This window comes from Nonomuraea soli (assembly GCF_013761175.1).
In the GTDB taxonomy this organism is placed as follows: domain Bacteria; phylum Actinomycetota; class Actinomycetes; order Streptosporangiales; family Streptosporangiaceae; genus Nonomuraea; species Nonomuraea soli.
Genome location: NZ_JACDUR010000001.1, coordinates 1,488,190 through 1,511,211, shown reverse-complemented (window position 1 = coordinate 1,511,211; position 23,022 = coordinate 1,488,190). Strand labels below are relative to the sequence as shown.

Genomic DNA, 23,022 nt, shown 5'->3' with positions numbered 1-23,022 from the left:
CCGTCGATCATGTGGTCAGCCGGCGTGAATGTCGAGCCGCAGCCCCGCGAAGGAGGCCACCCGGCCATCGGAGCCGAAGGCGGCGAATCCTGGAGCCTTGGTCAGTTCCACGACGAAGGCGGGGCTGCTCTGCTCGGTGCGTCCTCGCGCCTTGAGCTGCCGCCGGGCCGCGGCCAGGTCGAGGGCGAGCGTGCGCAGCGTGTCCTCGCCGAACACGCCGGCCACCGGCTCGGCGTTCCCGGCTCTCGGGACCAGTGGCAGCTTGCCGGGCGCCGGGCGAGTCGTCCAGGTGCCGGCGTGGTAGCGGTCGCCGGAGGTCAGGTAGGACCAGCGCACTCCCGACACCTCGCGCCCGGAGCCGGTGGCGCGGCGCAGGTCGAGCACGCTGACGCCCTGGCGGCCCACGACGCGCATCGTCGAGCCGGTGACGACCAGGGCGGTGTCCTCGTCCACGCCGAAGACGCGGTCGTGGTCGGTGTCGGCGGCGAGCCGTACGGCTCGGCCCTGGCGGCCGCGGGCCGAGAAGTGGCTGTCGAGCAGCCCGGCGGTGAACAGCCCGAGCCCGCCGGCCGGGTGGTAGCCGAGCACGGCCGGATCGTCGAAGTAGCCCACCTTGGCGCCGTCGCGCAGCGCCTCGTAGGAGTCGCCGCCGGTGACCATGTCGGGCCCGTTGAGGAAGTGCAGGCCGGCGCTCGTGCCCGCCACGGGCGCGCCGTCGGCGTACGCGGACCTGATCGCGGCCAGGACGGCGGTGTCGGAGCCGTCGGGGCGGATGAGCGTGCGCACGTAGCGCCACTGGTCGCCGCCGCCGAAGAAGACCCCGGTCAGGCCGGTGACCATGTGCGCGAGCTGCGGATCCTCGGCCTTCTGCGGGGCGTCGCTCGTCACCGGCACGTGGACGGCCTGGCCGGCGCCGTACTGCTTGAGCAGCGCGATGTAGTCCTCCGCGGTGCCGTACGGGTCGGAGGACGCTGTCGTGATCACGCCGATGCGGGCGTGCGCGCCGCCGGAGCGGGCGACGATCTCGCCGTAGACGGCGCTGTTGTCGTCGGACAGCGCGCCGCCGATGAGGATGAGGGCGCCGGGCGTGCTTGCCGAGGCGGGCAGGCCGGTCAGTAAGCACGCCAGCGTTGCGACGATCGTGACGAGGGATCTCATGGGTTCTCCGTGGGGGGTAGGCGCCTGATCAGGGAGGCGAGGAGGGTGATGCGGGGCTCGACGCTGGACAGGTCGAGCCATTCGTCGTCGGAGTGGTCGCCGCCGCCGACCGGGCCGAGGCCGTCGAGCGTGGGAGTGCCGGTGCCGGACGCCAGGTTGGCGTCGCCGATCCCGCCCGTGGCCGCTCCGGCCAGGGGGAAGCCGAGTTCGGCGGCGATGTCTGCGGCCAGGGCGAGCATGGCCAGGGAGGCGGGCGTCGCCTCCATGGGCGGGCACGCGGCGGCGCGCTCGACCAGAACGCTTGTGTCCGGCACGGGTGAGCGCGCGGCCAGCCGGTCGATCGCGGCGAGCGCCGCGTCGAGGTCGCGTACGGCATGAGCCCGGACCTCCACCTCGATGACCGCCTCGGCGGCGACGACGTTCGGGCGCGTCCCGGCCCGGATGACGCCCGCGTTGACGGTCACGCCGGGCGCCAGGCCGTCGAGCTGGTCGAGGCCGACGACCAGGTGGGCGGCGGCCAGGGCCGCGTCGGCGCCGCGCTCGGGCTCGATCCCGGCGTGGGCGGCCCTGCCCCGCACGGTGAGGGTGACGTCGGTGATCCCCTTACGGGCGATCACCAGGTCGCCGTTCTCCCGGGCGCACTCCAGGCTGAGCACGTAGTCCGCTTCGCGGGCGAGTTTCTCGATCGCCTCGCGGCTGCCGGGGGCGCCGATCTCCTCGTCGGGCGAGCAGCAGAAGGTGAGCTCGGCCTCGGGTGCCAGGGCGGCCGCCAGCAACCCGGCGACCAGCCCGGCCTTGTCGTCGCACACGCCGGGACCGTAGGCGCGCCCGTCCTGGATCAGGAACGGCCGGACGGCGGCCGTGCCGGGCCCGAAAACCGTGTCCATGTGGGCCAGTAGCAGCACGCGCGGCCCGCTGCCGGGCCGGCGGCCGACGACCAGGTCGCCGAGGTCCGGGCTGAGCGTGGTCCGCTCGATCGTGAAGCCGAGGTCGCCCAGCCGGTCGGCCATCACGTCGGCCACCTTGTTGACACCGGCCGCGTCGTAGGAGCCGGAGTCGATGGAGACCAGGGTGCGCAGGTCGCGGACGAAGGCGGAGAGGATGTCGTTCATAGCACTTTCGAGAGGAACGCGCGGGTGCGTTCGTGGCAGGGGTCGGTGAGCACCGTGCGCGGATCGCCCGACTCCACGACGACGCCGTCGTCCATGAACACCGCGACGTCGGCGACCTCGCGGGCGAATCCGATCTCATGGGTGACGACGATCATGGTCATGCCCTCGGCGGCCAGGTCGCGCATGACGTCGAGGACCTCGCCGACCAGTTCGGGGTCCAGCGCCGAGGTGGGCTCGTCGAACAGCATGAGCTTGGGACGCATGGCCAGCGCGCGGGCGATCGCCACCCGCTGCTGCTGCCCGCCCGACAGCTGCGCCGGGTAGCTGTCCTCGCGGCCGGCGAGGCCGACGCGCTCCAGCAGCTCGCGGGCGTGCCGTACGGCGCAGGCCCGCGCCTCGCCGCGCACCCGGATCGGCGCTTCGACGATGTTCTGCAGGGCGGTCATGTGGGGGAAGAGGTTGAAGCGCTGAAAGACCATGCCGATGTCGCGGCGCCGGCGGGCGATGTCCTTCTCGCGCAGCTCGTGCAGCCGGTCGCCGCGCCGGACGTAGCCGACGAGCTCGCCCCCGACGCTCAGCCGCCCGGCGTCGATCTTCTCCAGGTGGTTGACGCAGCGCAGGAAGGTGCTCTTGCCCGAGCCGCTCGGGCCGAGCAGGCACAGCACCTGGCCATGCCGTACTTCCAGGTCGATGCCCTTGAGCACCTCCAACGACCCGAAGCGCTTGCGCACCCCCTCGGCCGCGACCATGGTCATCGCACACCTCCGAACAGGCGCCTGGTCACGCCGGTGCCCCTGCCGTACCTGCGCTCCAGGTAGGCCTGCGGGATCGACAGCAGGGAGGTGAGGACCAGGTACCAGAGGCTGGCCACGATGAGCAGGGGGATGGTCTGGTAGTTCTGGCTGTAGATGCGCTGGACCTGCGTCATCAGCTCGGCGGCGGCGATGACGGAGACCAGGGCGGTGGTCTTGAGCATGTTGATGGTCTCGTTGCCCATCGGTGGCACGATCACCCGCATGGCCTGAGGCAGGATGATCCGGCGCATGGTCAGTGCCGGGGTCATGCCCAGGGAGTGGGCGGCCTCGTTCTGGCCGCGGTCGACGGACTGGATGCCGCCGCGGATGATCTCGGCGGCGTAGGCGGTCTCGTTCAGCCCGAGGGCCAGCAGCGCGGCGACCATCGGGGTGATCACCTCGTTGGCCGGCGCCGACCACACGCCCAGGTCGATCTCCGGGTAGAAGATGCCGAAGAAGCCCCAGAAGAGGATCTGCACGAGCAGCGGGGGTGCCGCGGAAGAGCCAGACGAACGCGGCCGCCGTCATCGACAGCACCGGGTTGGCCGACAGGCGCATCACCGCCACCACCACGCCGCCGGCCAGGCCGATGGCCATGGCGGCTGCGGTCAGCCAGATCGTGGTGACCAGGCCTTCGAGGATGACCGGGTCGAACAGGTACCGGCCGATGACGGGCCAGCCGACGTTCGGGTTGCGCACCAGTGAGGTGACCACGGCCGCCAGCAGCAGCACGACGACGGCGGCCGAGACCCAGCGGCCGTAGTGGCGCACCGGGACGACGGTGGTCGGCCTCGCGGAGGTGTCCGTCAGCGTCACGGTCAGTCCACGGCGGCGTTGATGGTGGCGGTCTTCAGCCCGATCGACTCGGCGTCGTAGGTGGCCAGGATCTTGCCGTACGTGCCGTCGTCCATCAGGGCCTGGAGCGCCTTCTGGATGGCCTCGGCCAGCTGCCGGTCCTTGTTGGCGACGCCGATGCCGTTCGGGGAGGCGTGGTAGCCGCCGAGGGCGGAGGGGTCGTCCACCGCCTCGAAGGCGGCGCCGCCCTCGGCGGTCCGTGCGGTGTGGATGGCGGCGGGCTTGGTCTGCAGCGACGCCACGACCGTCCCGGCCTTGATGGCGAGCTGGGCGTCGGTGTCCTTCGGGTACTCCTTCTTGGAGATCTCCGGCTCGCCCGCCGCCTTGCACTCCTGCTGCCACTTGTCGACCAGCTTGGACTGGTTGGTGGCCGCCTGGACGGCGACGCTCTTGCCGCACAGGTCGGTGTAGGTGGAGACGCCGTCCGGGTTGCCCTTCTTGACCAGGATGCCGGTGCCGGAGACGGAGTAGTCGACGAAGGTGAGCACCGCCTGGCGCTCCTTGTTGTCGGTGATGGCCGACATGACCGCGTCGTACTGCCCGGCCTGGATGGCGGGGATGATGCCGTCGAACTTCTGCAGCCCGAACTCGAACGGCACGCCGAGTTTGGCGCCGAGCGCCTGGCCGAGGTCGTAGTCGATGCCGGTGAGCTCCTTGCCGCCTTCGGTGACGAACATCTCGAAGGGCGGATAGGGCGCGTCCGTGGCCACCCGGACCTTGCCGGCGCTGCGGATGCGCTCGGGGAGCAGGGCGGCCAGGGCGGGGTCAGCGGCGATGGCGACACCGGCGACGGTCTGGACGGGAGCCGGAGCCGCCGCGCTGGGCTGGGCGGGCGCGGGCTCGGCCGCGCCGCCGCAGGCCACGGCGGAGCCGAGGACGGCCAGGCAGGCGAGCAGGAGGGAAGGTCTGCGCATGTCACACCTCGTCAGGAGAAGGAGTGACGCAGACATTACAGATAACTCGTTTCAAAGCCAATATGTATTGGACATTACAGATCGGCTGCCCGACCAGCTCGGGTTGGGCTCTATGACGGAGATCACGGATTGACGGGCGCGGCAGATCGCTTCACATTGGCGTTACACGATAGGCAACATCGTTTCCTTCAGCGAAACGCCTAGGCATGGAGACGCCCAATGCGCATCCCCCGCTCCATCTCCGCCCCGTTGGCCGTCCTGCTCACCGCCGCCGCTCTGGCGACGGCACCCCCGGCTCACGCCCGCGCCGCCGCCACCAAGATCGAGAACACGGTGGAGATCCGCTGCGCCTTCCTGAACTACCGGCAGAGCAGCGACTGGTTCTTCCCCAGCGGCAACCCCCAGGGACTGCTCTGGCTCCAGCACGGCTTCAGCCGGTCCAACGACCACCTGGACGACCTGGCCCGCGCCTACGCCGCGGCCGGCTGGCTGGTCTTCGCACCCACCCTGCCCTCGGCCGACCTGTTCGGCTGCACGGTGAACAACACGGGCAACAACACCGACTTTCTCCACAACGTCGCCGACCTGTTCGGCAAGGCCGCCGATCCCGGCGACAAGCTCGGCCGCAGCTTCGCCGACGCCAAGGCCAAAGCGGGGCGCTCCGGGCTGAATCTGCCGGCCACGTACGTCTTCGCCGGGCACTCCGCCGGCGGTGAAGCCGTCAGCTACGTGGCCCAGGAGCTACGTTCGGACTATCCCGCCGCCTGGCCTCGCCTGGCGGGACTCATCCTTCTCGACCCGGTCAAATCACCCGTCGGCAACAATCTGGGCGCCGCACTCAACCACCTCGACAACACGCCGCTCCCGATCCAGGCCATCTCCTCGCCGCCGTACACGTGCAACAGCAACGCCAGCGGTACGGCGGAGCTGATCGCGCAGATCCACAAGCCGTTCCTCGGGGTGCGGCTGGTCAGCGGAGCGCACACCGACGCCGAAGGCGCCAGCGCCGACGGCATCGGCAAGCTCACCTGCGGAACTCCCCAGGCGCAGAATGTCGCGGCATTGCAACGACTGGCCACCGGCTGGGCGACCGGCTACCTGACAGGCTCACCGGATCCGGACCTCTACCCCGGCGGGGCCTCCTACGAGAGCCTGCGAAGCTCCGGCGTGATCCAGACACTCGGCTGACCGGCCTGCGCCCGAACCCTGTCACCACGAGCCGGTCGCCTGCCCCTCCACAGCCGGACGGCGACCGGCACGGACGCCGAGAGCGGTTGTTCATGCCCAAGGTCAGGTGTCCGCCAGTTCGGCGTCACGAGCGGGTGGGCATCGAGACCTGAGCGAGCTCGGCTTCCTACGGTGATCTCATGGGGGATGTTCTGGTCACCGGGGCGACCGGACGCGTCGGCCGGCACGTGGCCGCGGAGCTCGAGGCGGCAGGCGCCGTCGTCCGCAAGGCGATGACCCGGCCGCAGGGCCCCGGCGCCGTCCGGTTCTCCTTCACAGAACCGTCCACGTTCGCCGAGGCGTTCGACGGTGTCGACCGGATGTTCCTCATGAGGCCGCCGCAGATCTCCAACGTGGGCCGTGACATGTTCCCCGCCATGGAGGCGGCGCGCCGCCTGGGGGTACGGAAGGTCGTTCTGCTCTCCTTGCAGGGCGCGGAGCGCAACCCCGTGGTCCCCCAGAAGGCCGGCCGGTCCACCTCGACCCCGACGGCCGCCATGCCTGACAGGGAAGGCACCTCATGAACCGCACGATCCTCATCTCCGGAGCCAGCATCGCCGACCCCGCTCTGGCGTACTGGCTGGACCGCTACGGCTTCGACGTGACCGTCGTGGAGAAGGCCTCCCACCTCCGTGGTGGCGGCTACGCCGTCGACATCCGCGGCACCGCCCGCGACGTCGTCGAACGCATGGGCCTGCTCCCACGCCTGCGGCGACTCCACGTCGACACCCGCCAGATCACCTTCCTGGACCCCGGCGGCGGCGTTCTGGCCGGCCTGCGCCCGGAGACCTTCACCGGCGGCGCCGAGGGACTCGACCTCGAGGTCCGCAGGGGCGACCTCGGCGACAGCCTCTACGGCCTGGTCAAGGACAGGGTCGAGTTCTTGTTCAACGACTCCATCGCCAGTCTTGACGACGGCGGCAACCAGATGCGGGTCACCTTCGCCAGCGGCGTACGGCGAGACTTCGACCTGGTCATCGGCGCGGACGGCCTGCACTCCCATACCCGCGCCCTGGCCTTCGGCCCGGAGGAGCTCTACCACCGCTATCTCGGCTTCTGCTTCGCCGGCTTCACCATGCCCAACGACCTCGGCCTCTCCCACGAGGGGGTGCTGTGGAACGTTCCCGGCAGAGCGGCCGCCCTCTACGCGCACGAGCCCGGCGATCCGATGCACGGCTTCCTCACCTTCGCCCAGGACGACCCGCCCTTCGCGGCCTTCCGCACCCCGCAGGCACAGCGCGACCTGGTCGCCTCGATCTTCCCCGACACGGTGTGGGAGATCCCGCGGATGGTGACGGCGATGCGGGCGGCCGACGATCTGTTCTTCGACGTCGTCAGCCAGATCCACATGCCGGTCTGGTCCACCGGCCGTGTCGCCCTGGTCGGCGACGCCGCCTACGCCACCTCTTTCATGTCCGGCCAGGGGTCGAGCGTGTCGCTGGTGGGCGCCTACGTCCTGGCCGGTGAACTGGCCTCCCACGACGACCACACCACCGCCTTCGCCGCATACGAGAAGACTGTCCGCGGCTTCGTGGAGCAGAACCAGTCCCTGGCCACCGAGGGCGGCGGCGTGGTCGCCCCGCGCACCCGGCAGCGCCTCGACGCGCGCAACGCGATGTTGCGCGCCCAGACGGCCCTGCCCTCGGGTGCGGAGGGCCGCGCCGCGAACACCGCCCTGGTCCTCCCGGTCTACGATCACGCACCCGGCAGCCGACAGTAACCGCGCCGGTGCTGCGAGGGCTTCCTGTCCCGGGACGCGTCTCCACGGGCGACCATCGACCGGCAGCGCCCCGTGCACGCCCAGAGGCATAGGTCACATGGCGGCGTCATCGAACCTGGCCTAGCGGTCGCACGGCAGGCATGGCAGCTCGACGGCCGCACGCCCCGCGTTGACATGATCAGGGCATGAGGCGCGAGGAACAGTGAGAGAATGGCGCGGTGGGGGCAACAACCGATGACATCGAGACGGCGGCCGATCTCCTGCGTGCCGGAGGCCTGGTGGCCTTCCCGACCGAGACGGTCTACGGTCTGGGCGCGAACGCCGAAGACCCCGCAGCCGTCGCGCGCGTCTTCCAGGCCAAGGGCCGCCCGCCCACCCACCCGCTGATCGTCCACCTCGCCGGCGCGGAGCACCTGGCCGACTGGGCCGCGGAGGTGCCCGCGAGCGCGCGTCTGCTGGCCGAGCACTTCTGGCCGGGGCCGCTCACGCTGGTCCTGCGGCGTGGCCGCCGGGTGTCCCTCGCGGCCACCGGCGGGCTGGAAACCGTGGCCGTACGGGTGCCCGATCACCCGATCGCGCTCTCGCTGCTGTCGTCCTTCGCCGGAGGCGTCGCGGCGCCGTCCGCCAATCGTTTCGGCTCGGTCAGCCCCACCACGGCCGGCCACGTCCGTGCGGAGCTCGGTGAGGCCGTCGACTTCGTGCTGGACGGCGGCCCGTGCCAGGTGGGGGTCGAGTCGACCATCGTCGACGCCACCGGCGACGCGCCCAGCATCCTGCGGCCCGGCGGCGTGACACGCGAAGACCTCGAGGCCGTGCTGGGGCGGGCGCTCGCGGTTCACTCCACGAGCCGTGTCCGGGTGCCGGGCCAGCACCCTTCGCACTACGCGCCGCGCGCGCGGGTGGTTCTGGTCGAGCCCGAGAAGGTCATCATCGAGGCGGAGCTGGCGCAAGAGCTGGGGCACCGGGTGGGTGTGCTGCTTCCTCCCGCCCTGGCCGACGCCGCGGTGAAGGCGCACGCCGTGGTCGCGGTCCCCGCTTCGACGACTGCCTACGCGCGGGGGCTCTACGGGTTCCTGCGCGAGCTCGACCAGCGGGGGTGCGACCTCATCGTCGCGTCCTTGCCGGTGGAGGAGGGACTGGGCCTGGCGATCGCCAACCGGCTGCTCCGCGCCGCGGGGCCCCGGCTCCCCGACTGAGCACGCTCCACGGCGGAGAGACGTCGACTGCTCAGATGTGTCATCCGATGCTGATGACGTGCTTGCCGCGCACGCCTCCAACGCCCGATGACTCCGGCGATGGCGGCCAGTGGGTGGACCGTGTCCACGACCGGCCGGATGTCACCGCTTTCCGCGTGGCGGGCCAGCGGATCGCGGCTGAAGAGGCGCACTCTCCGCTTTCCGTGGACGGCCGAGCCGATGATGTGGGCCGAGGCCTGAGGGAAAGGGAGTCCGTGAACGTCGCCGATGCCAAGCCGATGACCAGGCGTCCATCGGGTCGCGTCAGCACCTCCTCCACGGCTGCACGCAAGGCCGGCTCGCGGGCTGCGTCCAGCTCGCCGCTGAGCGACGAGATGGTGACGCCGCCTGCGTCCCGTTGCGAGAAGGCCACCGTGGCCTCCGGGTGCTCTGGGCGCCGCGTAAATGGCATTCGTGGTCAGGTGCGTTCAGGCCAGCGTGAATCTCAACGTGACGCGGGTGCCGGTGTCACCGGTGCCCACCATGACCAGATCGGCGACGGCGCGAGCGATCCACAGACCGCGACCGCCAGGCGAGGTGTCGGCCGGCAGGTCAGGTGGCCGGTCGGACAGCTGCGCGGCGTCTGTCCAGCGACCGCCATCGTGCACCTCGACGACGAGGTCGTCGGCCTCGCGCCACATCCGCACCTGCGCGGGTTCCTGGCCATGGGTGACGGCGTTGGTGACGATCTCGTTGATGGCGATCAGCACGTCCGGCAAGGCCGAGGCCTTCATGCCGAAGGAGCGAGCGCTGTCGGCGGCGAAGGCTCGGACGGATGAGAGCCGGGCCAGGGTGAAGCGAGCAACCGCTTCCCCGGCGGGGCCGGATGGTTGAAGTAGCCCGGTGTCCTGCATCGCTGCCCCCAGCCGGTCACACCGTCGGCTCGCCGCCGTGTGGTGACGCCCTGAGGATGCTCTGCCCACGAAGGCGTCGTCACCTCACCTCGGGAGGTAACAAACCCGCATTATCGCACCGGGCATGGCTCGGGCCGCACCGGCAGGTCACCGAGTCCGCGAACGGCGGGGCGTTCACTTCTGGCCCTTGCCGTTGCTCTTGGCCGGCCTGCCGCTGCCCTCGGCCGGCCAGCCCTCCTTGGATCCCTGCTTGACCTTGCCGTTCTTGCCGATGCTCACCATGGTCCTGGCCTGCGGCGGGTCCTGCTCCCGAGTGGCGGCCGGCGTGCTGCGGTTGACGGGCACGAGCACCGGTTGCAGGACCGCAGGCGATGGAAGAGGCGCCGGGTCGTCGGGTGGAGCGGTGGATGCCGGCATGGGGGTTGGCATCGGCTGCGCCACGACCGCCGGGCCGAGGCGCTGACTGTGCCAGAAGGTGGTCGCCAGCACAGCGACGACCAACGCGGCCACCGCGGCTGCGAACCTCACGTCCATGGTCCCTCGCCGACGCTTTTCCGGCCTCGTAGCCGGTTCCGCGATCGGGTCCGTCGCCGGCTCGAGGTCTGCCGCGGTGCCGGGGCCGACAGGGCTGACCATGGGGGCCGCGTCGAGTGCGGGAGCCGGGGTGAGATGCCGGGAGGCCTTCGACTGGGAGGACCCCTCCGCCGCCTCTTCCATGGGCGATGCAGAGGCTACCGGGGCCAGGGCCATGGCGCCGGTGACGGGCATCTGCTCCAGCGACGGAGCGCTGAGGCGCTGCAACTGCGTCAGGGCGTCCTCGACGCTGGTGCGCTCGCAGGGGTCCTTGGCCAGCAGGCCGGCGATCAGCGGTGCCAGCGGCCCCGCGAGGTTGAACGGGGCGGGCGCAGCGGTCAGCACGGCGCTCAGGGTGGCGATGACGCTGCCCTGCCCGAACGGGCAGCGGCCTTCCACCGCCCGATACAGCGTGACACCCAGGGACCACAGGTCGCTGGGCGGGGCCGGCACCTGACCTCTGGCACGCTCGGGAGCGATGTAGGCGGGGGTGCCGACCACCAGACCCTCGCGGGTAAGACCCTCATCGAGGTGTCCTGCCGGCTCCGCGCTGGCCGCCAAGCCGAAGTCGGTCAGCATCACATACTCGTCGGCGTCCAGCAGGATGTTGGCGGGCTTGACGTCACGATGCACGATGCCCGCCGCGTGAGCCGCCTGAAGCGCCTGCAGGACCTGAAGCCCGATCCGGGCCACCGTGGCGGGTGGCAGGGGACCCTGTCCGGTCAGCACGTCGGCCAGGGTGGGAGCGCTGACCAGCTGTAGAACGATCCAGGGCCGTTCGTCGACCACCACCACGTCGTAGACGGCGGCGATGTGCGGATGAGACAGCCGAGCGGCCAGGCGGGCCTCTCTCATCGTCCGGCCCAGCAGTTCCTCACGTTCCGGCTGGGGCCGCCGGTCCAGGGTGACCTCTTTGACGGCGACCGGCCGGTCCAGCAGTTCGTCATGGCCGCGCCAGACCCTGCCCATGCCGCCTCGGCCCAGCTCGGCCTGCAGCCGGTAGCGGCCGGCCAGCAGCCACCCCTGAAAGCGCTCGGAATCTGACATAGGTCCGCGATCTACCCGATCAACGTCGTCTCATACCCGGCCTTATCGTGTCCGGGCATCATGCCGTAGATCACCATCACGGCACAGGCCCAAATACACGGATATCTCGGTGACGGGGTACGGAGCGGATCGGGAGAGCGAACGTCATCCAACCTTCGCCGTCTGCAGGATCTGGTGCAGTTGGGCGGCGTAGGCGCGGGGGTGGGTGGTGTTGCCGTTGTGGCCGCCGGGGAACTCGGCGACCTCGGCGCCGAGCAGCGTCGCCAGCTCCTGTGCGCAGCGGTAGTCGAAGACGGCGCGCGGGGTGGTACGGCCGGCGGCGGGAACGATACGGGTTGGGGTGTGCGCCAGGTCGTTGACCGGCAGCGTGTCGTTGATCAGGGCGGTGAAGTCGTTCTCGATGAAGAAGCCGAAGTTGGCGATTCGCCGCGAGGTCATGGGTTGCGGCGTCAGGCCGGGCTCGGCGTCGGGGTTGGCCGGGTCGATGCCCAGGACGTCGGCGACCGCCCTGAGCGCCGGCGCGAGGCCTTGCTCCCGGTAGAGCTGCTGGATCTCGGCCAGCTCGGCCTCATGCCGGGCTCGGTCCGGAACGGGCAGCAGGCGGGGCGCGACCGGCTCGTGCGCGATGAGGGTACTGAGCTGCCCCGTGTGCCGCAGGGCCAGGTGGAGGCCGATGACCGCGCCCAGGCTGCAGCCGAGCATGGCCGCCGGTTCGTCGGTGACGGCGGCCAGCAGCCGGTGGACGTCGTCGGCATGCTCGGTCATCGTCGCAGCGCTGCCGGGGTGGTCCAGGGTGCTGCGGGACAGGCCGCGCCGGTCGTAGGTGATCACGGTGTAGGCGTCGGCGAGCCGCTCGACCAGATCGGCGCTGCGTGCCGCGTCGCCCTCTCCGCTCTGGGAAATCAGCAGCGTGGGGCCGTTGCCGCGCATCTCGTAGTAGAGGCTGGCGCCCGGGACGGACAGGTAGTCGGTGGTCGTGCTCATGGGAGGGTCCTTTCGCCTTGGATCGCGATCACCATATTCCATCATTATTGATACATCAATCTTGATGCATCTTCTTTGATGTAATCTCGATCACATGAACGGAGTGGACCTGTTCCTGCTGGGGCGCACCCTGATGAAGATCGGCGAACAGTCTTTGCCCACCGAAGGGCTGGGCGACCAGCCCGGAAGCGCCCGGACCGTGCTGATCGTGGTCAGCGACATCCGCACGCACCCCGGCAGCGCGATCAGCGAGATCGTCACCCGCACCGGCCTGCCCCAGAGCGCCGTGTCGACGGCGGTGGCCCGATTGCGGGAGGCGGGCGCCGTCGTCACGGAACCCGATACCCGCGACCGCCGACGACTCCTTATCCAACCCGCCCCGGAGATCTCCAGCCGCGTGGAGCAGATCCGCTCGGCCCCCATCGACGCAGCCCTGGCCAAAGCACTGGCCATCGACGACCCGTCCAGGGTCGCCGAGATCATCGCCCTCCTGGAGGAACTCGCCCGGAACCTGTCTCCCCAGGCGCTCAGCCGCCTGCGCGACTGACCGTGTGCCGCATCATCCAGCGGCTGAGCTGACTGCCGGACCGCACCGTCGGCGCCTCCGGCAGGAACCACCGGTTCTCTCAACAATGTTGGCCGCAGCCGATGAGTTTTCCGCCCGCGCGCGGTCTCTCCTGGCACAACGGCATGATCGACGAGGCGGAGGCGAAAATGGGCAAGGTCATTGCGCAGGCATCGGTGTCCCTGGACGGGTTCATCGCGGGGCCGGGCGGTTCGGGGTTCGACCGCCTGTTCGCGTGGTGCACCGCTGGTGAGGTAGAGACCCCGTCGGCGCAGCCCGACCGGCTCACCTACCGCACCTCGGCCGGAACGGCGGGCTACCTGCGCGACACGATGGCGCGCACCGGGGCCTTGGTGGTCGGCCGGGGCCAGTTCGATCTGACCGGTGGATGGGGCGGGTCGCATCCGATCGGGGACGTGCCCGTGTTCGTGGTGACCCACCGGCCACCCGCGGGCTGGGTGAATACCGTCACTCCGTTCACGTTCGTCACCGACGGCGTCGAGTCGGCCATTCAGCAGGCGGTCGCGGCCGCCGGTGCGCGCGATGTCGGCGTCGGCCCGGGAAGCCTGGTCGGCCAAGCCATGGACCTGGGGTTGCTGGACGAGTTGCGGCTGGACCTGGTGCCGGTCGTGCTCGGCGGCGGTGTACGCATGCTGGACGGCGTCGGGAAGGCGCCGGTCGACTTCGGCGACCCCGAGGTGATCGTCGGCGTCGGGGTGACACACCTGATCTACCGGCGCTCCGTTCCCGTCATCTGATCTGTTTCTAGGCGATGGCGTCACCGCCGACGAAGGTGGAGCGCCCGCGCAGTAGAGCTCATGGACGTCGTCGGCCGTACCGGTGATCTTCTTGGCGTGCTCGTAGACCTCCTGCCGGCCGTACACGCGCGCCGAGACGGGGCTGCCCTTGTACGGCAGCGCCGTCATCTTGTCGGCGGGGTCGGCCGGCTGGCCCGCGTGCTTGAACGGGGGCAGGTCTTCAGATCCGGGCCGCATGGCAGAGCGGTCTCGACAACGTGGGCGATCAGGTGGCCTCCTCCGCGAGTGTCCCTCGGGCCGGGGAGTACCGCGCCCTGATCGGCCACGCCGACGGTTGGGGCGCCACGTCACGGCTCAACTTGTACGGCCAGGCGAGCTCCCGCATCAGGTTAACCCCGCACAGGAACCGGTCGTCGTCCAGGTCGGGATGGTGGGATCAGGCAGACAGAAGCCCGCCCTCAGGACTGGCTGTGGCGGGCCAGCACCTCCGCGCGGGAGCTGTCGTCGATCGCCAGCACGCCGCCGTTGGCCACGTCGTCGCCGCCGATCTCGGTGAAGACGATGCGGACGTCCTGGCGGCGGGCGCCGAGGATCGCGACGGCTTCCTGGGTGACGGCCTCGACGAACTCGCGACGCTGGTCGATGGTGCGGCCACGCAGCAGCTCGACGGTGATGTTGGGCATGGAGCGTCCCTCCGGGGGATCAGGACTTGCGGGAGAACGGCTGATGCTCCAAGCTCTGCCGCGCCGCCAGCAACTGCTCGACGACGTTCTTGCGGGACTCGTCGTCGAGCCTGGCCAGGGGCACCGAGACGCTGATGGCGTAGCGGCCGGGCTGGGTGAAGGGCAACGCGACGGCGATGCAGGCCAGCCCTATGCAGGACTCTTCGTGCTCGACGGCGTAGCCATCGCGGCGGACCTCGGCCAGCAGGCCGATCAGCCGCTCGGGATCGGTGTTGGTGTGCGGGGTGACGGGGTCCAGCACGGCCGGCAGGAGCGCCCTGGCCCGCTCGTCGTCCATCTCGGCCAGGATCGCCCGGCCCAGTGCGGTGGAGTAGACCGGCAGGCGGCGGCCGACCGCCGAGAACATTCGCAGCGGGTGGACCGACTCGCGCTTGGCCGTGTAGACCACATGACCGCCTTCGAGCCTGGCCAGGTGCACGGTCTCCCCGGTGGCCCGCGCGAGCTCGTCCAGCAGCGGCGCCGTGCGGCCCACGATGAGATCGCCGTCGAGGTAGGCCGAGCCGACCAGCAGCGAGTGGATGCCCAGCGCGTAGAGCGTGTCGGTGGCGTCCGTCTCGATCCAGCCGCGAGCCTGCATCGTGCGCAGCAGCGCGTGGAGGCTGCTCTTGGGCAGGCCCATGCGCGTGGCGAGGACGTGGAGCGAGGCGGGTCCGTTGGCCGCCAGGTCTTCGAGAATGTCCAGCGCTCGCGCCGCGGACTTGACCGGCTGGGTCCCCCCTGAGTTCTCGCCCATGCGTTCAGAATACAGGATCTCATCCACATGCTTGACTCCTTGGCCATCCACCGTGATCCTGATGCATGAATCTCGTTCAGGTACATGAATATGTCAAGGAGATCGGCCATGGAGATCCGCCACGCCACCGCGCCCGACTCGGTGGAAACGGCCACCACGGCCGAGCTCCGCGATCGCTACCTGGTGACCGACCTGTTCGTCCCCGGCGAGGTCAGAGGCGTCTACACCCATGAGGACCGGATGGTCGTCGCGGGGGCGACGCCGCTGGAGGAGCCGCTGGCCATCCCCGCGTGGGAGGCGCTCGGCACGGACGCGCATCTGAGCAGGCGCGAGTTGGGCGTGGTCAACCTGGGCGAGCCGGGAGACGTGATCGTGGACGGGAGCGCCCACAAGCTGGGCACTCTCGACGGGCTCTACGCCGGACGGGGCTCGCACGTGCTGCTCGGCGGCGAGGGCGCCTGCTACCTGCTGGTCTCCGCACCAGCGGACGCGGTCCACCCCACCGCCCGCTTCAGCCGTGACAGCGTCGAGCCGCTGCCGCTCGGCGACGGCGATCGCGCCAGCCGGCGAGATCTGTACCGCTACGTGTGGGGCGGCGGCCATCCCTCCTGCCGCCTGCAGTTCGGCGTCACCGTCGTGCGCGAGGGCTCGGTGTGGAACACCATGCCACCCCACCTGCACGACCGGCGCACCGAGATCTACCTCTATACCGGCCTCTCGCCGGACGACCGGGTGATCCACCTTCTCGGCCGCCCGGGGGCCACCCGCCACCTGCTCGTCGCCGACCGGCAGGCGGTGATCAGCCCCGCGTGGTCGGTGCACGCCGGCGCGGGCACCGGGCCGTACGCCTTCGTGTGGGCCATGGCCGGGGAGAACACCGACTACGGCGATCTCCAGGTCGTGCCGCTGGAGCAGCTGTGACGGCTGCCCTGTTCTCGCTGGACGGCAGGACCGCGCTGGTCACCGGCGCGGGCCGGGGCATCGGGCGCTCGCTGGCGCTCGGCCTGGCCGAGGCGGGCGCCGATCTGGTGCTGCTGGGCCGTACGGGAGCCCAGGACGGCACCGCGCAGTCCGCGGAGAAGCTCGGCCGCCGGGTCCGCGTCGTCGACCTCGACCTGTCCGACCCCTGCCAGGTGCGCGCCACGGCCGCGTGCCTGGCCGCCGAGGAGCGAGTCGACGTGCTGGTCAACAACGCCGGGGTGATCGACCGCCGGCAGGCGGCCGACATCCGTCCGGAGGACTGGGCGCACGTCCTCGACGTCAACCTCAACAGCCTGTTCTTCCTCACCCAGCAGCTGGCCGGCCCGATGATCTCCCGCCGGTCCGGCAAGGTGATCAACGTCGCCAGCCTGCTGTCCTTCCAGGGCGGCCTCAACGTCGCCTCCTACGCCGCGACCAAGCACGCCATCGCCGGGCTCACCCGTGCCCTGTCCAACGAGTGGGCCGGCCACGGGGTGCAGGTCAACGCCATCGCGCCCGGCTACATCGTCACCGACAACACCCGCCCCCTGCGCGAGGATCCGACCCGCGCGCACGCCATCACCGACCGCATCCCCGCCGGACGCTGGGGCGAGCCCGACGATCTCGTCGGCGCCACCGTCTTCCTGGCCTCCGGCGCCTCCGACTACGTCACCGGACACGTCCTCGTCGTCGACGGCGGCTGGACCGCCCGCTGATCCCCGCACAACATCTGAGATGAGGCGACACCCCCCATGACCACCTTCCGCGCCACGCTCGCCCTCCTGACCACCGGCACCCTGCTGCTCACCGCGTGCGGGGGCACCGGTTCCGGCAGCGGCGCCACCACCGCCGCGCAGGCACCCGGCGGCGCCTGCAAGCCTGAAGAGGTCAAGCTGATCGGCCAGGTGCGCAACCAGACCAACCCGTACGAGGCGGCATGGCTGCAGGGCGGCGACGAGTTCGCCAAGAAGGTGAGCCTGACCCAGCAGCGGCTCACCTACGACGGCGAGTCGGCCAAGCAGCAGGAGCAGATCCGCCAAGTCCTGGCCACCGGCAACGTGCGCTGCTCGGTGCTGAACGTGCTGCCCAACGGCGACTCCGACACCACCCCCATCGTCAAGCAGGCCCAGGCCGCCGGCGCCTACGTGGTCACCCAGTGGAACAAACCCGCCGACCTCAAGCCGGCCGACTACGACAAGTGGATCGCGCACATCACCTACGACGGCAAGGAATCGGGTAAGCAGATCGCCCACGCGCTGATCACCGCGATCGGCGGCAACGGCGGCATCGTGGCGCTGCAGGGCATCCTCGACACCGCGGCGGCCAAGGACCGCTTCGCCGGACTGCAGGCGGCTCTGGCCGAGCATCCCGAGGTCACCCTGCTCGACCAGCAGACCGCCGACTTCGACCGGGCCAAGGCGCTCACCCTGACCAAGACCCTGCTGACCAAGCACGGCGACGCGATCAAGGGCATCTGGGCCGCCAACGACGACATGGCCCTCGGCGCGCTCCAGGCGCTGGAGGCGGCGGGCAAGAGCGGCAAGGTCGCCGTCGTCGGCATCGACGCGGTGCCCGACGCCATCAAGGCCGTCAGCGGCGGCACCATGACCGCGACGGTCTCCAGCGACGGACCCTGGCAGGGCGGAATCGGCCTGGCCATGGGCTACTGCGCCGCCACCGGCCAGCTGGACGTCTCCACGATCCCGACCAGGGCGTTCTTCGCCAAGCAGTTCCTCATCACCAAGGACAACGCCGCCCAGTTCGCCACGCCCAAGGTGGACCCGGCCGAGTTCGAGTGCGCCAACCTCTTCAAGCGCGCCACGGGCCCCATCTCGTGACCGCAGATCGACTCCAGACCTACGGCCCGACGGCGGCGCTGCTCGCGCTCGCCGCCGTCTTCGCCGTCCTGTCACCGCAGTTCCGCACCCTGGGCAACCTGCAGAACCTCCTGGACGCCGGGGCGGTGCTGGCGGTGGTGACCATCGGCGCCACCTACGTCCTGCTGCTGGGCTGCATCGACCTGTCGGCGGCCGGGGTGATGGGCGCCTGCGCCCTGGCCGTCTCGCTCCTGGTGGCCAACAGCCGCACCGCCCTCGACCTGGGCCCGCTCGGGGTGCTGCTCGTCGTGGCGCTGGGCGCGGCCTTCGGCTGCCTCAGCGGCGCCCTGTCGGTCGGGCTGAAGGTGCCGTCGTTCATGACGACGCTCGGCGTCTCGGCGATAGGCCTGGGCGTGGCGACCGTGCTCTTCGCCGGCGTGCAACCCGCCGTGTCCGACCCGTGGCTGCTGCAGTGGGCCAGCGGGCGCTGGCTGGGCTTCACCCGCGTCACCTACCTGGCCGCTGCCGTGGTGGTGCTGGCCTGGCTGGTCCAGCGGCACACCCGGCTGGGCCGTTATGCCACGGCGATCGGCGGCGGTGAGGACATCCTGCGGCTGTCGGGCATCCAGGTCGGCCGCTACAAGGTGGGCGCCTTCACCGTCGCCGGGGCCTGTTACGGCCTGGCCGCCGCGATGGTCACCGCCCAGCTCGGCTCGGGCATCGTGCAGGCGGGCGCCGGGCTCAGCTTCGCCGCGATCACCGCGGCCGTGGTCGGCGGCACCCAGCTCGCCGGCGGCCGGGGCGGCATCGCGCACTCCATGGTGGGCGTGCTCATCCTCACCGTGCTGGCCAACGGCCTGGTCCTCATCGGCGTCAGCCCTTACGTCCAGCGGGCCGTCCAGGGCGTGATCGTCGTCGTCGCCGTCGGCGCCACCCTCTGGCCCCTGCGCCACCGCCTGGAGGTCGTCAAGTGATCGAGGTCAGCGGGCTGCGCAAGGCCTACCCCGGTGTCGTCGCGCTCGACGGGGTGAGTCTCCAGATCCGCCCGCACGAGGTCGTGGGCCTGGCCGGGGAGAACGGCGCTGGCAAGTCGACGCTGCTCAAGGCCCTGGTGGGCCTCGTGCGCCCCGACTCCGGCACGATCCGGATCCGTGGTCGCGAGGTACGGCTGCGCGGCGTGGCCCAGGCCGCCACCGAGGGCATCGGCATGGTCTTCCAGGAGCAGTCGCTGGTGCCCAACCTCACCGCCGCCGAGAACATCCTGCTGGGCTGCGAAGGCTCCGCCGTACGGCTGGGCCTGTACCGGTGGCGGCGGCTGCGCGAGCTGGCGCAGGCCCAGCTCGACAAGATCGGCTCACGGGTCGACCCCATGGCGCGCACCGAGACGCTGAGCTTCGCCGAGCGCCAGATGGTCGAGATCGCCAAGGTGCTGGCCATCGAGGAGCGCACGCGTGCCCAGCCCGTCGTGCTCCTGGACGAACCCACCTCGGTGCTCGAAGCCGAAGAGATCGAGACCCTCTTCGGCCAGATCGAACGACTGCGCAAGCACGCCTCCGTGGTCTTCGTCTCCCACCGCCTCGACGAGGTGCTCCAGGTCTCCGACCGCGTCTACGTGCTGCGCGGCGGGCAGGTCGCCGGCGAGGTCGACCCCGCCACCGCCGGCGCGGCCGGCCTGCACCGCATGATGATCGGCGCCGAGGCCACCGGCAGCCACTACCACGACGACCTGCACCGTCCACCGGAGCGCTCTTCTGTACGGCTGAGCGTGCGCGGGCTGTGCGGCGAGGGCTTCACCGACATCTCCTTCGACCTGATCAGGGGCGAGGTGGTGGCGGTCGCCGGCGTGCACGGGTCCGGGCGCGAGGAACTGTGCCGGGCCTTGTTCGGCGCGCGGGCCGTCACCGCCGGTCAGGTGCTGATCGACGGAGAGGCGGTCAGTCTGACCGGCCCGCGCCGAGCCGTACGGGCCGGACTGGGTTACGTGCCGTCCGAGCGCAAGGTCGAAGGGGTGGTGAGCGCCATGTCGGTGGCCGACAACATGACCCTGCCCTACACCCGGCCTCAGGATGTCGAGGAGTGGATCGGGCGGCTGCGCATCAAGACGCCGGACCGCCGCACGCCGATCGGCTCGTTGTCCGGCGGCAACCAGCAGAAGGTGGTGCTGGCGCGCTGGCTGCTGACCGGCTCGCTGCGGGTGCTGCTGCTCGACCATCCCACGCGCGGGCTGGACGTCGGCGCCAAATCGGAGGTCTACCGGCTGATCCGCGAACTGGCGGCGGCGGGAGTGGCGGTGCTGCTGCTGGCCGACAGCCTGGAGGAGTGCATCGCCCTGAGCGACCGCGTGCTCGTGATGAAGGAGGGCCGCGTCACCGTGACGCTGGACACCCCGCCGGGCGCCAAGCCCGACCCGGTCGACGTGGTCAAGGAGATGGTCTGATGGCCGACGCCGCTCGCGTCGCCGGGCTGCGTGGGCGCCTGGCCGCCCGGGTGCCCGAGCGCCGCCACGTGGTCGTGACCGCCATGCCGGTCACAGCCTTCCTGGTGTTGCTGGCCGCGCTCGCCGTGGCCTCCCCCGCTCTGCTGGAGACCGGCAGCCTGCTCACCCTCGCCGACTCCGCCGCGCCCCTGACCGTGCTGGCGGCCGGGGCCACCGTCGTGGTCCTGTGCGGCGGCATCGACCTGTCCGTGGCCGCCCTCGCCTCCCTGGCCTCGGTGCTCCTCGCCTCCTGGGTGCCGGCGTTGTCCGGCGCCGCCGTACCCGCCGTGGTCGCCGCGTGCGCGGTGGCCGGGGCCGTCCAGGGGCTGGTCCATGTCGCCTTCCGCATCCCCTCCTTCGTCGTCACGCTCGGCGGCATGACCCTGTGGTCGGCCGTCGCCCTGCTCGCCTCCGGCGCCGCGACGGTGCCGATGCCCGACAGCACGCCGACGGACTGGGCCTTCACCCGGCTGGGCGGGCTGGTGCCCTCGGCCGTGCTCGTCGCCCTGGCCACCGTGGTGGCGCTCGCCGCGCTCATGCGTTTCACCCCGCTGGGTCGCTGGGTCCGCGCCATCGGCCACGCCGAACCCGCCGCCCGGCTGGCGGGGCTGCCGATCGCGCGCGTCAAGGTGATCGCCTTCGCCCTGTCCGGGGCCACCGCGGGGCTCGCCGGAGCGCTGCTGGTGGCGCGGACCTTCAGCGGCGCGCCCACCCTGGCCGACAGCCTGCTGCTGCCCGCCGTCGCCGCGATCGTCGTCGGCGGCACCGCGATCACCGGCGGTCACGGCGCGCTGTGGCGCACGCTGGTCGGCGCGGGCATCGTCACGCTCCTGCGGGTCGGGCTGTCGTACGCCGGGGTGGACGCCGCCTACGAGTCCATCCTGTACGGCGTGCTGATCGTCGGCGCCGTTGCTCTCACCATCGACCGATCCAAACTCTCCATCGTGAAGTGAAGGACTGACCCGTGACTCTCCCCGAGGGATTCCACTCCGCCGTCGCCGACTTCCTGGGCTCTCCCAAGCACCTGCTGATCGGCGGTGGGTGGACGGAGGCGGCCGACGGCCGTACCTTCGCCACCGTCGACCCGGCCACCGAGACCGACCTGGCGCAGGTGGCTCAGGCCGGCGATGAGGACGTCGAGCGTGCCGTGCGCGCCGCACGCGCCGCCTTCGAGCCGGGCTCGGCCTGGAGCCGGACCACCCCACGGCAGCGCGGCCGACTGCTGTGGCGGATGGCCGAGCTCATCGAGCGCGATGCCGAGATCCTGGCCCAGCTGGAGTCGCTCGACAACGGCAAACTGGTCGGCGCCGCCCGGGACGGCGACATCGCCACCGCCGCCGAACTGTTCCGCTACTTCGCCGGCTGGGCCACGAAGATCGAGGGCACCACCATTCCCATGTCCTCCTCCGACCGGGTCTATCACGCCTACACCAGGCGCGAGCCGGTGGGAGTGGTGGCGGCCATCGTGCCGTGGAACTTCCCGCTGCTGATGGCCTGCTTCAAGATCATCCCAGCGTTGACGGCCGGGAACACCGTGGTGCTCAAGCCCGCCGAGCAGACGCCGCTGACCGCCCTGTGGCTCGGCTCGTTGCTGCTGGAAGCCGGCTTCCCGCCCGGCGTGGTCAACGTCCTGCCCGGCTACGGTGACACCGGCGCCGCCCTGGTCGCCCACCCCGGAGTGGACAAGGTGGCCTTCACCGGCTCCACCGAGGTGGGCAAGAAGATCGTCGCCGCGGCGGCGGGCAACCTGAAGAAGGTCTCCCTGGAGCTGGGCGGCAAGGCGCCCAACATCATCTTCGCCGACGCCGACCTGGAGCGGGCCGTCGCCGGCGCGGCCCTGGCCGGGTTCTTCAACGAGGGGCAGTGCTGCGTCAACGGCTCCCGCCTGTACATCGAGCGGCCGGTCTACGACGAAGTCGTCAAGGGAATCGCGGAGGCGGCGCGCAAGATCCGGCTCGGCAGCACCTTCGACGACGCCGACATGGGGCCGCTCGTCTCGGCCGAGCAGCACGAGAAGGTGCTGGAGTACGTGCGGGGCGGCCTGGCCTCCGGCGCGGCGGCCGCCGCCGGAAGCGGCGAGCGCGCCCGGGCGGTCGGCTACTTCGTCGAGCCCACCGTACTGACCGGCGTATCGGAGGACATGGCCGTGCAACGCGAGGAGATCTTCGGCCCGGTCGTGACGGCCGTGCCGTTCGACAGCGCCGAGCAGGTCGTGGCCATGGCCAACGACACCCGCTACGGCCTGGCGGCCGGAGTCTGGACCCGCGACCTCGGCCGTGGACACCGGATCGCCGCCACGCTCCGCGCCGGGACGGTGTGGGTGAACGCCTGGCACGCCGATGACGTGACGCTGCCGCGCGGAGGGTACAAGGAGTCCGGCTGGGGGCGGGAGCTGGGATCGTTCGGCTTGGACGATTTCACCGAGCTGAAGACGGTGGTGGCCGACATCGGCTGAAGCCCACTGGCGGCCACCCAGTCAGCCCGACGTCGCGTGAGT

General features: G+C 71.0%; 24 protein-coding genes. 14 read left to right on the top strand and 10 right to left on the bottom strand.

Annotated elements, in window-relative coordinates; all coding sequences use genetic code 11:
• Nucleotides 1-15 precede the first annotated feature (15 nt).
• Genes HNR30_RS07165 through HNR30_RS47415 form a run of 4 tightly spaced genes read right to left on the bottom strand, consistent with a single transcriptional unit; the run spans nucleotide 16 to nucleotide 3,543 of the window.
• Nucleotides 16-1,158 carry a cyanophycinase gene (locus HNR30_RS07165; protein ID WP_181608823.1) on the bottom strand — a complete coding sequence of 381 codons (1,143 nt, stop codon included), beginning with the start codon at nucleotides 1,156-1,158 and terminating at the stop codon, nucleotides 16-18.
• Complete coding sequence (locus HNR30_RS07160; RefSeq protein WP_181608822.1) at nucleotides 1,155-2,270, bottom strand: M20 family metallopeptidase; 1,116 nt, start codon at nucleotides 2,268-2,270, stop codon at nucleotides 1,155-1,157. The genes HNR30_RS07165 and HNR30_RS07160 overlap by 4 nt, the downstream gene beginning before the upstream one ends.
• A complete protein-coding gene (locus HNR30_RS07155; protein WP_181608993.1) occupies nucleotides 2,267-3,019 on the bottom strand; it encodes an amino acid ABC transporter ATP-binding protein in 753 nt (250 codons plus the stop codon). Before HNR30_RS07155 ends, HNR30_RS07160 begins: the two co-directional genes overlap by 4 nt.
• A 2-nt stretch (nucleotides 3,020-3,021) precedes the next feature.
• Nucleotides 3,022-3,543, bottom strand: coding sequence for an amino acid ABC transporter permease (locus tag HNR30_RS47415; RefSeq protein ID WP_312894273.1), 522 nt, complete (start codon nucleotides 3,541-3,543; stop codon nucleotides 3,022-3,024).
• A gap of 11 nt (nucleotides 3,544-3,554) precedes the next feature.
• Between HNR30_RS47415 and HNR30_RS47410 the strand changes: the two genes are divergently transcribed.
• Entirely contained in the window at nucleotides 3,555-3,827 is a 273-nt protein-coding gene (locus HNR30_RS47410) for a hypothetical protein (protein ID WP_246377202.1), read from the top strand.
• A gap of 55 nt (nucleotides 3,828-3,882) precedes the next feature.
• Here HNR30_RS47410 and HNR30_RS07145 read toward each other — a convergent pair whose 3' ends face one another.
• Complete coding sequence (locus HNR30_RS07145) at nucleotides 3,883-4,833, bottom strand: ABC transporter substrate-binding protein (RefSeq protein ID WP_181608821.1); 951 nt, start codon at nucleotides 4,831-4,833, stop codon at nucleotides 3,883-3,885.
• Between the two features lie 219 nt (nucleotides 4,834-5,052).
• Here HNR30_RS07145 and HNR30_RS07140 point away from each other — a divergent pair, with 219 nt between their 5' ends.
• From HNR30_RS07140 to HNR30_RS07125, 4 genes are all read left to right on the top strand, one after another.
• Entirely contained in the window at nucleotides 5,053-6,021 is a 969-nt protein-coding gene (locus HNR30_RS07140; protein WP_181608820.1) for an alpha/beta hydrolase, read from the top strand.
• Nucleotides 6,022-6,200: 179 nt separating this feature from the next.
• Nucleotides 6,201-6,584, top strand: a complete 384-nt coding sequence (locus HNR30_RS07135) for an SDR family oxidoreductase (RefSeq protein ID WP_181608819.1) — start codon at nucleotides 6,201-6,203, stop codon at nucleotides 6,582-6,584.
• On the top strand, nucleotides 6,581-7,780 hold the full coding sequence (locus tag HNR30_RS07130) for a Rossmann-fold NAD(P)-binding domain-containing protein (RefSeq protein ID WP_181608818.1): 1,200 nt from the start codon (nucleotides 6,581-6,583) through the stop codon (nucleotides 7,778-7,780). Before HNR30_RS07135 ends, HNR30_RS07130 begins: the two co-directional genes overlap by 4 nt.
• Before the next feature lie 218 nt (nucleotides 7,781-7,998).
• A complete protein-coding gene (locus HNR30_RS07125) occupies nucleotides 7,999-8,976 on the top strand; it encodes an L-threonylcarbamoyladenylate synthase (RefSeq protein ID WP_181608817.1) in 978 nt (325 codons plus the stop codon).
• A 467-nt stretch (nucleotides 8,977-9,443) separates the two neighbouring features.
• Here the strand turns inward: HNR30_RS07125 and HNR30_RS07120 are convergent, their stop codons facing one another.
• From HNR30_RS07120 to HNR30_RS07110, 3 genes are all read right to left on the bottom strand, one after another.
• Nucleotides 9,444-9,869 (bottom strand): ATP-binding protein, encoded by a 426-nt coding sequence (locus HNR30_RS07120; RefSeq protein ID WP_181608816.1) that lies wholly within the window; start codon nucleotides 9,867-9,869, stop codon nucleotides 9,444-9,446.
• A 174-nt stretch (nucleotides 9,870-10,043) separates the two neighbouring features.
• Entirely contained in the window at nucleotides 10,044-11,489 is a 1,446-nt protein-coding gene (locus HNR30_RS07115) for a serine/threonine-protein kinase (protein ID WP_181608815.1), read from the bottom strand.
• A gap of 144 nt (nucleotides 11,490-11,633) precedes the next feature.
• Complete coding sequence (locus HNR30_RS07110) at nucleotides 11,634-12,473, bottom strand: alpha/beta fold hydrolase (protein WP_181608814.1); 840 nt, start codon at nucleotides 12,471-12,473, stop codon at nucleotides 11,634-11,636.
• Nucleotides 12,474-12,567: 94 nt separating this feature from the next.
• On the opposite strand from HNR30_RS07110, the gene HNR30_RS07105 reads away from it, so the two are divergent.
• Nucleotides 12,568-13,020 (top strand): MarR family winged helix-turn-helix transcriptional regulator, encoded by a 453-nt coding sequence (locus tag HNR30_RS07105; protein ID WP_181608813.1) that lies wholly within the window; start codon nucleotides 12,568-12,570, stop codon nucleotides 13,018-13,020.
• A 101-nt stretch (nucleotides 13,021-13,121) separates the two neighbouring features.
• Nucleotides 13,122-13,796, top strand: coding sequence for a dihydrofolate reductase family protein (locus HNR30_RS07100; RefSeq protein ID WP_220133187.1), 675 nt, complete (start codon nucleotides 13,122-13,124; stop codon nucleotides 13,794-13,796).
• Between the two features lie 458 nt (nucleotides 13,797-14,254).
• Here HNR30_RS07100 and HNR30_RS07095 read toward each other — a convergent pair whose 3' ends face one another.
• Both HNR30_RS07095 and HNR30_RS07090 read right to left on the bottom strand, forming a co-directional pair.
• A complete protein-coding gene (locus HNR30_RS07095; RefSeq protein ID WP_181608812.1) occupies nucleotides 14,255-14,479 on the bottom strand; it encodes a tautomerase family protein in 225 nt (74 codons plus the stop codon).
• A 19-nt stretch (nucleotides 14,480-14,498) separates the two neighbouring features.
• Nucleotides 14,499-15,299 (bottom strand): IclR family transcriptional regulator, encoded by an 801-nt coding sequence (locus tag HNR30_RS07090; RefSeq protein ID WP_312894272.1) that lies wholly within the window; start codon nucleotides 15,297-15,299, stop codon nucleotides 14,499-14,501.
• 81 nt (nucleotides 15,300-15,380) lie between these two features.
• Between HNR30_RS07090 and kduI the strand changes: the two genes are divergently transcribed.
• From kduI to HNR30_RS07055, 7 genes are read left to right on the top strand one after another with little or no spacing between them, the layout of a single operon-like run.
• Nucleotides 15,381-16,193: a 5-dehydro-4-deoxy-D-glucuronate isomerase gene (kduI, locus tag HNR30_RS07085; protein ID WP_181608811.1), complete on the top strand. Its 813-nt coding sequence runs from the start codon at nucleotides 15,381-15,383 to the stop codon at nucleotides 16,191-16,193.
• Nucleotides 16,190-16,948 (top strand): SDR family oxidoreductase, encoded by a 759-nt coding sequence (locus HNR30_RS07080; protein WP_181608810.1) that lies wholly within the window; start codon nucleotides 16,190-16,192, stop codon nucleotides 16,946-16,948. The genes kduI and HNR30_RS07080 overlap by 4 nt, the downstream gene beginning before the upstream one ends.
• A gap of 36 nt (nucleotides 16,949-16,984) precedes the next feature.
• A complete protein-coding gene (locus HNR30_RS07075) occupies nucleotides 16,985-18,070 on the top strand; it encodes a sugar ABC transporter substrate-binding protein (protein ID WP_181608809.1) in 1,086 nt (361 codons plus the stop codon).
• On the top strand, nucleotides 18,067-19,023 hold the full coding sequence (locus tag HNR30_RS07070; RefSeq protein WP_181608808.1) for an ABC transporter permease: 957 nt from the start codon (nucleotides 18,067-18,069) through the stop codon (nucleotides 19,021-19,023). The genes HNR30_RS07075 and HNR30_RS07070 overlap by 4 nt, the downstream gene beginning before the upstream one ends.
• Nucleotides 19,020-20,486: a sugar ABC transporter ATP-binding protein gene (locus tag HNR30_RS07065; RefSeq protein ID WP_181608807.1), complete on the top strand. Its 1,467-nt coding sequence runs from the start codon at nucleotides 19,020-19,022 to the stop codon at nucleotides 20,484-20,486. Before HNR30_RS07070 ends, HNR30_RS07065 begins: the two co-directional genes overlap by 4 nt.
• On the top strand, nucleotides 20,486-21,478 hold the full coding sequence (locus tag HNR30_RS07060) for an ABC transporter permease (RefSeq protein WP_181608806.1): 993 nt from the start codon (nucleotides 20,486-20,488) through the stop codon (nucleotides 21,476-21,478). The genes HNR30_RS07065 and HNR30_RS07060 overlap by 1 nt, the downstream gene beginning before the upstream one ends.
• An 11-nt stretch (nucleotides 21,479-21,489) precedes the next feature.
• Nucleotides 21,490-22,980, top strand: coding sequence for an aldehyde dehydrogenase family protein (locus HNR30_RS07055; protein ID WP_181608805.1), 1,491 nt, complete (start codon nucleotides 21,490-21,492; stop codon nucleotides 22,978-22,980).
• Nucleotides 22,981-23,022 lie beyond the last annotated feature (42 nt).